Genomic DNA, 15,872 nt, shown 5'->3' with positions numbered 1-15,872 from the left:
TTGTGCCTTCGTGGCATATATCATTAAAACTTATTTAATCGTAATTGGTAATTCAACAGTTGTTTTATCCCATCCAATAACAAGATTTGTTACATTGCCTTGAGTTGTAAATGCAATAGATAAAGCTTCGATTGTTTCGCTTACAGATTTAACTGGAACAGAAACTCTTACAACGTCTTTGCTTTCATCATAAGCATAACCACCCCATAAATCCAATTCTTTATTGATAATGATCGTCCATTTATCTTTTTCTGGAATAGCGAATAAACTGTAATATCCTGCAGGAACTTTTTTACCGCCAATAGTTACATCTTTGTAGAATTTAATCTCTGTATTTTCATTAGCACCAACTCTCCAGATTTCTCCAAACTTTACAACATCGCCAAAAATAGTTCTTCCTTTTGCAGAAGGTCTTGCGTAAATAACTTTGATAATCGGATTTGGATTATCTGTTTTTTTGAATTTAACCGCCTTGTTTGGGAAATAAGAAATATCAACAGGGCTGTTGTCTAATGGAGCAAATTTCACCACTTCTTGTGCCTGAACTGTAAAGGCAGCAAACAATGTAACTGCCAGTAAATAAATTTTTTTCATAGGATTACAATTTTTAGAATAACTACAAAGTAAGTTAATAATGAAGAAAAATCATATAATTTACAGTTTGTTTTTTGTTAATGAATTGGTAATAACGAATTAATTCTGAGACTCCTTTTTCTTTTTAGCATACCAATCCTGCATAATGTAAAAAGCTTTTTTCTTTTCACCATCATTTGAAATTAAGCCTTTACGATTGTAACCGTCCTGAATACCTGGAAGCAATCTTTTCGGAGATCTAAAATCAACCAAAATCCACGGACTTGTCCCGCTTAAGTGAGGAATCTTTTCAATCATTTTTAGATTCTGAATGTATAAATATTCCTGATATTCCTCTGTCCAACGTTCGTTTTTCTCTCCATGAAAGCCCGCTTTTGCATCACCTCCAAATTCAGAAACGAAAACAGGTTTGTTGTATGGTGTAGTCCAGAATGTTTTTTCAGCATTTTCTAAGTTACCGCCATACCAGCCTAAATATTGATTGAAAGCAATAATGTCAAGCGATTTGCCAATTTCGTCGTCAATCTTTCCGTTATGCGTTAATAAAGCGGCGCTAATTAACCTTGTATTATCCAATGATTTTGTATGATTTACCAAATTCGTGATAAAAGTATTTCTAGCGTCAGAAACTGGAGTTTCATTTGCCATAGACCAAATCACAATACTCGCTCTGTTTTTATCTCTTGTAATAGCAGCCGTTAATTGATCTTGGGCATTTTGATACGTATTTTTATTAGTAAATTCAACAGTCCAGTAAACTGGGATTTCTTCCCAAACCATTAATCCCATTTTATCAGCTTCTCTAACCATGTTTTCGTTATGCGGATAATGTGCCAGACGAACATAATTACAGCCTAATTCTTTTGCCCAATTTAGTAAACGCAGCGCATCTTCTTCAGAATTAGCACGTCCGCCTTTTGCATTTTCTTCGTGAATAGAGATTCCTCTTAAAAAGACTGCTTTTCCGTTTAATAAGATTTTATCACCTTGCGTTTCAATTGTTCTGAAACCAATTTTGTCGTTTAATTTTTTTCCGTTAAAGTCAACAATAACATCATATAATTTCGGATTTTCTGGCGACCAATAAGAAATCTTTTTCGTTGGGATTTCAAAGTTTAGAATTCCCTGAGCATCTGCTTTTCCTTTGTAATTGATTTTTAATTCAGGAATAGCAATCGAAATCTGATTTTTTGATGGATCTAAATTATTAATCTTGATGAATCCCGAAATAACATTCGCATTACCTTTTTTCAGCTGAATAGTGTAATCTTCTACAAAAGATGCTTCTTCTTCAATTAAAGTTACATCGCGCGTGATTCCGCCATAATTCCACCAATCTGTATTCACAGTCGGAACATCTTCTTTATGGCGCGTATTATCAACTTTTATAACCAAATAATTGCCTTTGGGCTGAACAATAGAAGTCACTTCGTAATTAAATGGCGTAAAACCACCTTCGTGAGTTCCTAGTTTCTTTCCGTTCAAATAAACATCAGCTTTGTAATTGATAGCTCCCAAATATAAAAACAAACGTTTGTTGGCTGCTAAATTGTAATCGAAAGACTTTTTAAACCATACATTTCCTTCATAATATTTCAGTTCTGTAACCTGCGAATTCCAATCGCCAGGAATAGTAATTGTTGGCGATTTATCAAAATCATATTCTACCAATTCCTGTTTGTTTTGAGCATGATAATTCGTGAAAAATGCTCCTTTTGCTGGTTTTTCCTGTTTATCGTATTGGTCAAGGTGAAAGCTGTAAAAGCCAGTTTGGTACGGATCAATTATGTAATTCCAAATTCCGTTTAAAGAAGTAGTATTTCGGTTTGACACGTTAGAAATTAAACCTTGTGATTGTCCAATTGCGAACGACGTCAGGAATAATAATGTTAGAATTTTTTTCATTGTAAATTTGTTTATTATGTATTTTGCCACAAAGGCGCTAAGGCACAAAGATTTTTTCATTCGTTTTTTTGTCATCCTGACGAAGGAAGGATCACACTAGAAGCTCCGCAATCTTTGTCACCAATCTTTGTAGAGTTACGAGTGTGATCCTTCCTTCGTCAGGATGACAAACTAGGCGATAAAACTTAGAATCTTAGAACCTTAGCAACTTAGGATCTTTTCACTCAACTGGAATCTTCAAATATTCCCCTTTAAAACTCTGGTTCAACGCCGTCATTTCAATCGGATTGCCAGAACCGTCAGGGATAACCTCTATAGAAGCTTTTCCGTTTGCCATTCTAATAGATTCACTTCCCGTTGGTGTTCCTTGGTTTTTTAATGTTTTTCCGCCTTTTAGACATTGAAAATAGACACTCGCTTCATAATCCAAACAGCGTAAATTGTTATTGTCAATTGCAATTGCCGTAACCAGATAATTGCCGTTTTTTAATTTTTCCGAAGACAATTGAAGCGAAGAAGCAGTATCATTTTTATTGAAGCGATAATTGACTTTTATCGTATCAGAAACCGTTTTTCCATCTTTATTTTTACCAATGGCAATTAAAACGTTTTCTCCTTTTTTAAAATTGACATCCCAAGTTAAACCATTTGCAGGATAAAGGGAAAGATTACGCTGTTTTTCTCCCAAAGATTTCCCATCATGAAATAGCGTTACTTTCTCGCAATTACTGAAAACACTGATTGTTCTTGGCGTATTTTCTGGACCTTGACGTTCCGTCCAGGTATGCGATTCGATGTAAGCGAAAGGTTCTTTTGCCCAATAACTTTTAAAAACATAATATGCGTCTTTTGGAATTCCGTTTCGATCCGTAAGTCCTTTTTGGTTCATATATGGAATATCGTCTTCTGGACGCAGCGGCGTTGCAAAATCCTTAAATGCCCATTGAATATTTCCCACAAACGTTGGGTCATTCTCGGATATATGCAAATGCCAATCAAACAAATCAACTATATAGTTTTCGCTCCAATCGCCAATTTGGGCAATGTTAGCCACTTTAGTCTGTACAATAGCTTCTTCCCATCCTTCAGCTTTTATTACATTTTCGCCCGTTACAGGATTTTCGCTGTGGCGCCCAACATGACTGTCTCCGCCATACTCGGCATGAATAAAATGCTTGTATTCTTTTTTGTAGACATCAATTGCTTTTTGGTAGCTTTTATAACTTCCAGAATACCAACCAGACCAGATAGAGGGAGAGAAGATATCTACAATATGAGATCCTTCATAATATTTTCTGATAGCCGTTTTTCTTGTCGGATCAAGTTTATGAGCAATATCATTCAATTCATTTAAAAACACATTGGTTTTATCTGCGTTATCTCCATCAGGAAAATCTGGAAGCCAGTTGATTTCATTTCCTAAAGACCAAATTATAATACTTGGATGATTGTAATTTTGATTGATGATTTCTTCCAGCATGTTTTTGGTGTTGGTTTTCCACACTTCATTTCCAATTCCGCCACGACACCAAGGAAGTTCATCCCAAACCAAAAGTCCAAGTTCGTCGCAAGCTTTATAAATTTCAGGATCTTGCGGATAATGTGCTAAACGAACAAAATTAGCGCCCATTTCCTTAATCGATTTCATATCAGCCCAATGCTGTTCGTTGCTCATAGCAGCTCCAACTCCAGCTTGTTCTTCATGACGGTGTGTACCGCGAATTAATAAACGTTTTCCGTTAAGGTAAAACGGACCATGATCTTTAAATTCAAACCATCTGAAACCTACTTTTTCAGAAACACTATCTCTAATTTGATTTTTTTCTGATAAAACAGCAGAAAGTCGGTATAAATTTGGTTTTTCAGTATCCCAAAGTTCTGGGTTTTTGATGTTTTCGAAAGTAATTGTTGAAGTTTTATCTGAAACCAAAACGGTTTTACTTGCCACTTTTTTCCCTTTCGGGTTTTTTAAAGTTATCGTCAATGATAAATCTTTTGAATTCTCAGGGTTCACAAAAGTAGAAACAATTTGCACCGAAGCTTTTTTAGCAGAAACTTCAGGAGTTGTAATTTTTATATTTTCGATATGATTTTTGTATTTCGAAACTAGCCACACATCACGCGTGATTCCGCCATAAATAAAGAAATCGCTTTTTTGAGATGGAATAATTTCAATATCATAACTATTATCCACACGAACAAAAATATCGTTGTTTCCTTCTTTGATAAAGTTGGTAATGTCTATTGAAAAACCAATATAACCACCAATATGCGAACCAGCTTCTTTTCCGTTTACATATACTTTTGTGGTTACATTTGAACCTTCAAAGTATAATGAATAAACATGGTTTTTATCGATTTGCGCAATATTTAATTTCTTCTGATACCAACTGGCATCGCGTCTGTATCCTGGATAGAGGTCGGTTGCATCTTCGGCATTCCAAGTATGCGGTAAGTTTAAAGAAGTCCAGTTGGAGGCTTTTTGCGCTTCGTTTAGTTTTTGAGTGTCATTTTCTAAATAAAGCCAATTGTCATTGATGTTCATCTTTGTCTGAGCAAAACTGCTGCTCAGACAAATTTGAAACAAAACAAAAAGCGCAAAAATTGAAAATGTATTGTGTTGATATTTCTTCATGTGTGTTTAGGTTCAGAGGTTCAAAGGCTCAAAGATTTCAAGGTTCAGTAGTACAAAGGCAAAAAAGCTTTGCTACTTTGTTACTTTGTCACTTTTTCTTAATAGAGCTTCCAAAAAATAATAATCGGCGTAGATTATAGGTTCGTCAATTTCATCATGTTTTGGCCAGTTTCCTGTACTGTGATCAAATAGGAACGGTGCTTTAATTTTAGTATCTAAAATATAGTTATCCGTTTGTACCGAAGCCATCAGTTTATCGGCGAAAGCCAGATAACTGTCATTTTTGGTATAACCATGCAATTCATATAAAGCAGATGCCATCACCATTGCAGCCGAAACATCGCGCGCCGAATTTGGAATACTAGGATCTTTAAAATCCCAATATGGAATTCCGTCTTCTGGAAGGTTTTTATTCGTCATAAAAAACTTTGCCGTTGCTTCGGCTTGTTTTAAATAAGCAGGATCTTTTGTATATCTGTACGACATCGTAAATCCGTAAACTGCCCATCCTTGACCTCGTGCCCAAACCGAATCGTCATTGTAACCTTGAAGTGTGGTTTTCTTTCTAACTTCGCCTGTATTTGGGTTATAATCGATAACGTGGTAACATGAATTGTCTTCTCTAAACTGATTTTTCAAAGTTGTATTGGCGTGTTTAATCGCAACATCGCGGTATTTTGGATTTCCAGATATTTTGGATGCTTCAAAAAGCAATTCCAGATTCATCATATTGTCGATGATAACCGGATAATCCCAAATTTCTTTGTTGAAATCCCAAGAACGAATCGAACCCACTTTTGGATTAAACCTTGTGCACAAAGTTTCGGCGCCTTTAACAATTACCGCTTCGTATTCTTTCTTGTCTTCCACTTTTAGAGCTTCTCCAAAACTGCAAAACACTTTAAAACCTACGTCATGCGAATTACTATTGACACTTTCCTTTTTGCTGAAAGGAGTCCATTTTTGAGCTTGTTCTTTATATTTTGAATCGCCTGTTAATCGGTACAATTGCCAAAGATTTCCAGCAAAAAAGCCACTTGTCCAATCTCTCGACGGTACTTTGCGAATCTCAAGAGTTTTTATATTCATACTTCTAGGCATAGACATAGAATCTACTGGATAATCGAGTAACATTTTGTAACGCGTTTCCAGTTTTTCTGTCGCTGCTGAGGTCGTTTTTGTTTGAGTATTAATTCCGGATTTGCATGCTGTTACCAGCGATGCAAACCCAAGAATTAAAGAAATGAAACTGACATTCTTCATATTAAAATAATATATATTTTGTGATCGTGATTTTTAGACACGAATTTGACGGATTCGCTATTGCGAAAACGCAGATTTGGCTTTTTTTTCTTTTATCTGCTAAATCTGCAAGATCTGCGGGAAACCAATTATGCGAAACGTAATAAAAAAAACCGTTTCAATCCGCGCTTTTGAGATAGCAAACCCGTTTCATCCGCGTTCAATTAATAACCAGGATTATTTGGTTTTAAATTCGGATTAATAGCCAATTCTGTTCCAGGCAGCGGCCACAAATAATCTTTGTTTGGATCAAAATTGGCATGTGGTTCTAAGCCATCTGGGCCAAATACTTCGGGTCCGATTTTAAGTCTTTTAATGTCGTACCATCTTACATATTCAAAAGCCAACTCTAATCTTCTTTCATCAATAACCATTTTTCTGAAATCTGCCTGAGATAAGCCTGGAGTTACATTTGCTGGAAAAGAAACTAATTTACCCGCTTTGTTTCTTGCTCTTGCACGAACACGGTTTACATAACCATTAGCTTCTGTTGTTCCCGGATTAATTTCGTTTAAAGCTTCTGCTGCCGTCAATAAAACTTCTGCAAAACGCATGGTAATGTAGTTGTGCTGAGACGTTCTTCCATTAGCACCTGCTTTTCCCGGAAAACGGAAATATTTTGCAATGTGTGGGCGTGGTGCTTTTTCATTATCGCTTGAAGGAAAGACTTGTAATGCTCCTCCCGGTCCGGTTTTCTTTCTGATAATGGTATCAAAACTTACCGCTCTTCTATAATCTCTCTGATCCCAAGTATTGAACACTTTTAAAGACGGAACGGCAACAGAGAATCCTTGTCCGTAGCTATAACTATCATCTTTTAAAGATCCAGTAAAAAACGCGGTATAATCCTGACCGTAATTTCCTGATGTTAAGTTATTAAAGTCAATTGTAAAAAGAGGCTCTTTTAAAGAAGCTGTTTTAGTAGCGTTGAATAAATCCTGAAAATCAGCATCCAAACCTAAACCAAATTTAGCTTCGTTGGTAATCACAAATTTTGCTTCATCATAGGCTTTTTGAAAATTTCCTAAAGTCAAATAAACAGACGCTAAATATCCTGCGGCAGTACCTTTCCCCGGAACAGCTTTTACTTTTGGTTTATCCTCCAGCCATTGTTTCGCAAATTCTAAATCGGCAATAATTTTTGGGTAAACATCTGCTTCTTTTGTTTTTCCAATCGAGTTTACCTGATTCACATCATTCACCACAAAATCAACATACGGAATATCACCAAAAAGGCGCACTAAATGATAATAAGCAAAAGCTCTTGCAAAATACGCTTGAGCTGCAATAGCGTTGACTTTTGCTGGATCACCAGGTGTTTTTTTAGCACCTTCAATCGCCTGATTTGCTGCAGTGATAATTACATACGATTGTGGCCAAAAGTTAGCTACAAGTGCGTTTGTGTCGTTCATAGACATATCGTTCACATCAATACGAGCCGCTTGCGTCGTTCTGTCGCCAATATCAGACATGTCGTCACGAAGCATAAGGGCAATTGTAAATTCTCTTCCCCAATAATTATTGTGACCAATGTTGGCAAAAGCACCGTTTACAGCAGCCTGCAAATCGTCTGTATTATTAAAAAAGTTCTCTGGACGGATAATTCCTATTGGTTTTTCTTCTAGATCAGAACAGCTAAAAAACGCCATTGTTCCAAAGCAAAGAAGAGCTATATATTTTTTCATAGTATTTTTATTAGAGCTAATTGGATGTAATTAATTTTAACACATAGAAACATAGATTTAAGATTCTTAAAAAGGTGTTTCACTTATTTATAGAACACATAAAGAGCTATGTTTTAGAAACCATGTTTCTTTTTGTATTCTTTACTTGACACATAAAATCTATGTTTCTATGTGTTTAATTACGAGATCCAAAGAGGTTATTAGATTAAAATTTTAAATTGAATCCTGCTGTAAATGTTCTTACGTTTGGATATCCTCCATAATCCAATCCTAAATTGGTATTACTTCTAGAATTCGTGTCGTTCAAGTAATTCGTTTCAGGATCTGTTCCTGGATAATCAGTAATGGTCCAAAGGTTTTGTGCACTGATGTAAAAACGAACTTTGCTTAATCCCATTTTAGAAACAACTTTTTCATCTAAACTATATCCTATAGAAATGTTTTTTAAACGGATGTAACTTCCATCATAAACAAATCTTGAAGTGATTCTTTTAGTTCTTGCTGCATTTGCAGGAACATTAGTATCAGTATGAGTTGGTGTCCAAGCATCTAAAACTTCAGTTGTAGCGTTGTTATTTCCAGAAGCCAATTCCATCAAAGTATAGTTTAAGATTTGACCTCCTTGCGAACCTTGAAAGAAGATATTCAAGTCAAGATTTTTATAAGTGAAATCATTATTGAATCCGAAGATGAAATCTGGATTTGGATTTCCGATGATTGTTTTATCTTGAGAATCCAATTTTCCGTCACCATTTACATCTCTAAATTTTTCACCACCTGCAACAGTTTCAAAATTCCCTGGTAAAACCGCTTCACCTTGCTGAATTACGCCGTCATAAATAAATCCGAAGAAAGAACCAACAGGCTCTCCAACTCTTAAAATCTGCGATTCAGTTGCTAAGAAATGTCCAGGAGCAGAGTTAATTAAAAGATCTTTGTTATCAGCCAATTTTAATACTTTGTTTTTGTTCGAAGAAATATTAAAGTTTGTTGACCAAGTAAAATCAGAGCCAATAAAGTTTCTGGTATTAATTCCTAATTCCCATCCTTTATTTTCTAATTCTCCCACGTTTTGAAGCTGAGAAGCAATTCCAGAAATTCCAGGAAGTGGCCTGTTGAACAATAAATCTTTGGTAATCGTTTTGTAATAATCTGCAGTAATACTGATTCTGTTGTCAAACAAACCTAAATCAATACCATAATCCTGCTGATAAGACGTTTCCCATTTTAAGTTCGGATTGTCTAATGAAGTCAATTGTACCGCATTGGTAATCACGTCACCACTTACATAATAGATTTCAGAAAATCTAGAAAGAGTAGAGTAGGCACCAATTGAAGGGTTTCCTGTTGCTCCGTAACTTGCTCTTAATTTTAAGTTTGAAACCGTTTTATTGTCTTTTAAGAAGTTTTCTTTACTAATGTTCCATCCAATGGCTCCAGAAGGGAAAGTTCCGTATTTGTAGTTTTTACTAAAACTTGAAGAACCGTCACGTCTTGCTGTGAACGTTAGTAAATATTTATCTGCATAATCAAAATTCAACCTTCCGAAAGCAGAGATTAATTCAGTTTCAGATAAACCAGAATCAGGTTTTAAGAAAACAGTTCCGGCACCTAAATTTCTGTATGAATTCGTATTCGTCAAAAATCCTCTTGATGCAGCATACGAATTTTCGTTTTTATTTTTCTGGTAAGAGTATCCTCCAAGAACTGTCAGCATTCCTTTGTCGATAATTTCACGTTTGAAAGTCAAATAGTTCTCTGTCAAGAAAGAAGAAAATCTTGTGTTGTTTACAGAGGCTTCTCCTTTGATGTTTTTTCCAGCAATTAAAGTGGAAGGAATAAATCTTCCTGTTTGTGAATTATTATCGGTTAAACCTAAAGTAGTTTTAAAATCAAGATCTTTAGTAATTTGATATTGAGCGAAGAAATTGTTTCGGTTTACGATAGAAACAGTTTCCAAAATATTTTCCATTGCCGTTGCGTATGGATTGTCAATATCGTCACCAATTGGAGCAGTCGTTGTATAAGTTCCGTCTGCATTGTAAATTCCTTTATCAGGCATAAAACGATATGCAGAAGCAATTACACCTGCAGCACCAGTTCCTCCAGCACCTGTCTGACTTACGATTCCTTCTTTGTTCTGCTTGCTTGTAAAAGTGTTTAAACCTACTTTAAATTTTGGAGTTAAATCGGCCTCAAGATTTCCAACAATCGTGTATTTGTCAATTCCAGAATTGATTACAACTCCATTTTGGTTGAAATACGTTCCAGAAACATAATATCTGATATTTTCAGATCCGCCTGAGAAAGACAATTGCGTATTCGAAATCATTCCTTCACGATAAATTTCATCTTGCCAGTCTGTATTTGCAGGACCTTGCGTGTGCGTAGTAAAACTTTTTCTATAAGCCGCAAATTGATCTGCATCTAATAAATCTAATTTATTATTTACGGATTGAATAGAAGTCGAATTGCTAAACTCAATTACTGGTTTTCCTGGTTTTCCTTTTTTAGTTGTTACCATGATAACTCCATTAGATCCACGAGATCCGTAAATGGCAGTTGCCGAAGCGTCTTTTAAAACTTCAATAGAAGCAATGTCCTGAGGAGCTGGCATAGAAACACCTGCAAAGCCATCTACAACAATCAAAGCATCTCCGCTCGCGTTAATAGAAGTTCCTCCACGAACTCTAATTTTTGTAGGAGCTCCAGGTTCGCCACCATTATTGGTCATTACCGAAACACCCGCTGCACGACCTTGTAAAGCTTGTTCTGCATTTAAAACAGGAAAAGCTGTCAGTTCTTTTGCCGTTACAGAAGATACAGAACCTGTTATGTCGCTCTTTTTACGCGTTCCGTAACCTACTACAATAACTTCGTCAAGCGCTTTTGTATCTGGTTTTAAACTTACATTGATAACATTTTTGGTTCCAACTGGAACTTCAACCGTTTGAAATCCTACGAAATTGAAAACTAAAACAGCATTTTTCTCTCCTACAACTACAGTATAATTTCCGTCCATATCGGCAGAAGCGCCTACAGAGGAGTTTTTGATATAGACATTAGCACCTGGAAGCCCGAGCAAATCTTCGCTGGAAGTTATTTTTCCAGTTACTTTTCGTTCCTGTGCATGCATCACGATATTTACCAGTAAAAAAGATACTAGAAAACACCATCTAAACGATTTGTTTTTGTGGTTTGTAAACATTCATTTTTTGGTTTTAAGGTTAATAAGTTAGATAAAGTAGAAAAGCAATAAACTCATTCCGATTATGATGATGACAAAGAAAATTTGCAGCAATAAGAATTTTGTTTTTTTGATTTTCATATCGCAAATGTATAGGCCGAAAAAGAAATAGAAATACAAAAAAGGGTATCTAAAAATACAGATACCCTTTTTAAAGCCTTTAAAAATGCGAATTGTTTAAATAAGATTTTAAATGTGAGTTGTAAAAAGTAAAAAGTTTAGTTACCTCTAACAATTCACATTTAACATCTCACATTTGACATCTCACATTTCACAATTTAATCGTAGAAGATTTATAAAATTTGTCGGCGTATTGAGATGGAGTTTCACCGTACTTTTTCTGAAAGCATTTGCTAAAGTATTTCGGATTGTTGAAACCGACTTTATAACTGATCTCAGAAACCGTTAATTTGTTTTGTTCTAATAATTGAGCCGCACGTTTTAATCTGATTTCATGTATAAATTCGTTTGGCGTGCAATTGGTCCAAGCTTTTATTTTTAAGAATAACATCGTTCGGCTTACGCCTAATTCTGAACAGAAAAACGGAATATCGAATTGTTCGTTTGAAATATTTTCTTCTACAATTTTGAATGCTTTTTTCAATAATTCTTCATCCAGAGAAGAAACCGTAATTTCTGACGGAATAAAACTGTCTTCACTTGAAAATTTGATTCTCAAACGTTCCGTTGTATTTAGAAGATTTTTAACGCGAAGCCTGAATTCCATTAAATTGAATGGTTTACTAATGTAATCATCGGCACCGCTTTCTAATCCTTCAAATTTGTAAACTAATGACGATCTCGAAGTCAGCAGAATAACCGGAATATGGCTGGTTTTGATGTTTTCTTTGATTCGTGAACACAATTCAGTTCCTACCATTTCTGGCATAATCACATCGCTGATAATCAGATTTGGAACAAATTTTAAAGCTTTCTCTAAAGCAATTTTACCATTTTCGGCTTCGATAATATTGTAGTCTTTTTTGAGCAGGTTTTTCATGAACTTTCTCAAGACTTTATGATCTTCAACAATTAAAATCGTTTGTTTTTCTTCGTTTACAATTAAATCTTCAATGTCATCATTTTCTACAATTTCTGAAGTTTCTAACTGAGCTGCGTATTGTGCAATATCGTCACTGATTTTAAAATCAGGAATAATTTCGTTGTCCAGAAGATGTTCACGCCCAAGCGGTAAAGTCACTTTAAAAATAACTCCGCCAGAAGGTTTATTGGTAACATCAATTTTTCCTTTATGAAGTTTAACAATGTTTTTAACGATAGAAAGTCCGATTCCTGTTCCTTTATTGTAATTTTTCTGAACCTGATTATGTGTTGGAACTTCAAAAAACAGATCGAAAATTTTATCGATATGTTCCTCGGCAATTCCTACACCCGAATCTTCAACGGCGATAAACAGATTCTGCTGGTCTTGATTGATTTTAATTTTGATCGAACCGCCTTTTGGAGTGTATCTAAAAGCATTTGAAATCAGGTTATAAAATACGCGTTCCAGTTTATAGCGGTCAAAATAAAGCAGAATTTCTTCGTTTTCAGTTTCAAACGTATAATCGTATCCGCCGTCTTTGGCATATTCGATAAATGAAAGAAAGATTTCTTTGGTAAATTTGACAATATTTCCGTTTGCAGATTCCAGCGTAACCTGATGATTTTCCAGTTTTCTAAAATCCATTAAACGGTTAATTAAACTCAAAAGATGATTCGCGCTTCCTTCAATAACAAGAAGCTTTTTGTACATTTCGTTGGTTCCGTTGTAATCGGCTAAAATTTGCTGTAACGGCCCTAAAATCAAAGTTAAAGGCGTTCTAAATTCATGCGAAATATTGGTAAAGAAATCTAGTTTCAGCTTATTGTTTTCTTCAATACGCTGCGTTTCCAGATATTCCAGTTCGAGTTTTTGTTTCAATCTCGCTTTCGATTTCATAATCCAAATCAGGCCATATAAACCTAAACCAATTATAATTCCATAAAGCATAAATGCCCAAATACTGCGCCATGGAGCTGGATTTACAATAACGGTTAAAGTTGTTGGAGCCTGATTCCAAACGCCGTCATTGTTGGCTCCTCGAACCTCAAAAGTATAAGTGCCCGGATTTTGAATCGCAAAATTAGCTTCACTGTTTTTAGTAGTTGTCCAGTTATTTTCCAAACCAACCAAACGATAACTGTATTGGTTATTTTTGGATCGAATGTAATTTGGAATCGCAAAACTGATCGAGAAATTTGCCTTGTCATAATCCAAAGTGATCGTTTTAGTATAGCCGACGCTCTGTTCTAAGATTCCGTCTTTATCATGCGCATTTACTGTCTCGTTTTTAATTTTCAAATCGGTAATTAAAACCTGTGGAGCATACTTATTTAAGGAAATTTTTGTGGCATCGAAAAAAGTTGCACCGGACGGACTTCCAAAATAAAACTGATTGGAACCTAATTTTAAAGCCGAATTATCGTTGAATTCATTACTCGCCAAACCATCTTTCTGATCATAAATTACAACCGATTTTTTAATTGTATTATACTTGATAATTCCCTGATTGGTACTGATCCATAGGTTTTTATCGTCATCTTCTAAAATCGAATGAATGGAAGTAATGACTGTATTTCCAATTCTAAGATTGATTCTGGTAAACTTTTTTCCATCAAAAACATGAAGTCCTTTGGCTTTTGTTCCTACCCAGATTTTATTCTGAGAATCTTCAAACAAAGTCAAAATATCATCTCCCGACAAAGCCGAATGATCGTAAAAGAAATGTTGTATTTGGTATTTCTTGGAATCAAAATTTTGAAGCGAAATGCGATTTAGACCATTTTGTGTTCCGAGCCAGATTGAATTTTGTTTGTCGATCAAAATACTGCGAACCATATTATTGGTTAGAAAAACAGGTTTTGAAGTATCATTTCCAATAATTTGGAAGGTTTTGTCTAATGTGTTGTAACGAATTAAACCTTTACCAAAAGTGCCAATCCATAAAATTTTATTTTCAGCTTTAAGAGAATAAACACCGCTTTCTTTCAATAATTCGGTTAAATCAGATGCAATTCGATTATCTTCCATTCTTTTAGAAATGGTATTGTAAGCCGATAGTCCTTTCGAAAAAGTTCCAATCCATAAAATATGATCGTCTGCAAGACACATGGCCTTGATGTCATTTTTATGAGTTTGTCCAGTTTTGCTATTGATGTAACTTACAGCTTCGGTAGTTGTATTGTAAATGCTAATTCCACCGCCTTCAGTTCCAAAATAAATGTTTTGGTTTTTATCTGAAATAATAGAACTCACAACATCAAAACTCATCGGAATCTTTTTAGAATTCTGATTGTAATTGGAGAAATTGACATTCGAAACGTCCCAAAGATTAACGCCTTTGTAATAACAGCCAATCCAAATAGAACCTTTTTTATCCATAAAAATAGATTTTACTTTGTCGATTCCGTTGGCATTATTGCTATTATTGATTTTTTGAAGACTTTTATCTTTGCCTAAAATATAAATTCCGTCATAACCGCCAACCCATATAGAACCTTGATTGTCAATTACTAAAGAGCGAATGTCGGTATTGATTTCGCGGTATTTTTCAGCCGGTAAAAAAGAAATAAAAGCTTTTTCTTTTAGATCGAATTTTAAAAGTCCTTTGTTTTTTGTCCCAACCCATAAGCTGCCATCTTTGTCCTCAATAACCGATTGAACGTTTAGTAAGTCAGTTGTGTTTAATGGATAATTTTTAAAAGATAATTTACCATTTTTTCGACTGGTCAATTGGCATAAACCTTTCGTTGTTCCAATCCAGATTTCGCCTTTTTTAGTTTTTAAAATGCTCAGAATATTATTGCTTGGAAGAGTAGAAGCATCATCATCGGAATGAAATACGGAAGTAAATAATCCTGATTTTTTATTGAATATCGTTAATCCTTTTGAAGTTCCGAACCACATTTCTCCTCCAATTTCTCTCATGCTCCAAACTGCATTATTACTTATAGTATGATTGGCTTTGGTGTGAAGATATCTTGTAAAACGATTCGAAACAGGATCATAGCAATTTAGTCCGTTGTAAGTTCCTACCCAGATTTTTCCTGAATTGTCTTCTTCAATAGCCAAAATATCATTGTTGCTGATCGAAAATTTATCTGCAGCATCATTCCTGAAAATCGTAAATCGGCTTCCATCATATTTGTTTAAACCATCACGGGTTCCAAACCACATCTGCCCAAATTTATCCTGATGAATGGCAATGACAGAACTCTGCGAAAGCCCGTCTGTCGTAGAGAAATTTTTAAGACGGTATTTATTTTGGGAAAACAAATTCCCTAAAACAAATACAATTGCGAGAAAAGCTATTTTATATTTCATAGCGTTTAGTTTTGTTTTTTGCCACAGATTTCACAGATTATAAAGATTGTTTTTCTGTGTGTTGAAAATTAGCCACGAATTCACGAATTATTTATAATCTAAATTTGAATAATTCGTGAGTTTTTAGCCATTTCAACA

General features: G+C 35.0%; 7 protein-coding genes. All 7 read right to left on the bottom strand.

All coding sequences use genetic code 11. The annotated features are described in order from the left end of the window. Window positions 1-30 precede the first annotated feature (30 nt). The 7 genes from BSF41_RS17315 to BSF41_RS17285 all read right to left on the bottom strand — a co-directional run bounded on the left by BSF41_RS17315 (window position 31) and on the right by BSF41_RS17285 (window position 15,734). Window positions 31-594, bottom strand: coding sequence for a DUF2911 domain-containing protein (locus BSF41_RS17315; protein WP_095930755.1), 564 nt, complete (start codon window positions 592-594; stop codon window positions 31-33). Window positions 595-693: 99 nt separating this feature from the next. After that, window positions 694-2,499 carry a glycoside hydrolase family 2 protein gene (locus tag BSF41_RS17310; RefSeq protein WP_095930826.1) on the bottom strand — a complete coding sequence of 602 codons (1,806 nt, stop codon included), beginning with the start codon at window positions 2,497-2,499 and terminating at the stop codon, window positions 694-696. Window positions 2,500-2,719: 220 nt separating this feature from the next. Further along, entirely contained in the window at window positions 2,720-5,134 is a 2,415-nt protein-coding gene (locus BSF41_RS17305; RefSeq protein ID WP_095930754.1) for a glycoside hydrolase family 2 TIM barrel-domain containing protein, read from the bottom strand. 72 nt (window positions 5,135-5,206) lie between these two features. After that, window positions 5,207-6,397 (bottom strand): glycoside hydrolase family 88 protein, encoded by a 1,191-nt coding sequence (locus tag BSF41_RS17300; protein WP_095930753.1) that lies wholly within the window; start codon window positions 6,395-6,397, stop codon window positions 5,207-5,209. Window positions 6,398-6,600: 203 nt separating this feature from the next. Then, on the bottom strand, window positions 6,601-8,121 hold the full coding sequence (locus BSF41_RS17295) for a RagB/SusD family nutrient uptake outer membrane protein (RefSeq protein ID WP_095930752.1): 1,521 nt from the start codon (window positions 8,119-8,121) through the stop codon (window positions 6,601-6,603). Window positions 8,122-8,326: 205 nt separating this feature from the next. Further along, window positions 8,327-11,329 (bottom strand): TonB-dependent receptor, encoded by a 3,003-nt coding sequence (locus BSF41_RS17290; protein WP_095930751.1) that lies wholly within the window; start codon window positions 11,327-11,329, stop codon window positions 8,327-8,329. A 310-nt stretch (window positions 11,330-11,639) separates the two neighbouring features. Then, the gene (locus tag BSF41_RS17285) at window positions 11,640-15,734 is read right to left on the bottom strand and encodes a two-component regulator propeller domain-containing protein (protein ID WP_095930750.1); all 4,095 of its coding nucleotides are present in this window, start codon (window positions 15,732-15,734) and stop codon (window positions 11,640-11,642) included. Window positions 15,735-15,872: the final 138 nt, after the last annotated feature.

Source organism: Flavobacterium sp. ACN2 (assembly GCF_002303885.1).
Classification (GTDB): Bacteria; Bacteroidota; Bacteroidia; order Flavobacteriales; family Flavobacteriaceae; genus Flavobacterium.
Note: the sequence above shows the minus strand (reverse complement) of the source record. Positions and strands in the feature narration are given on the sequence as shown.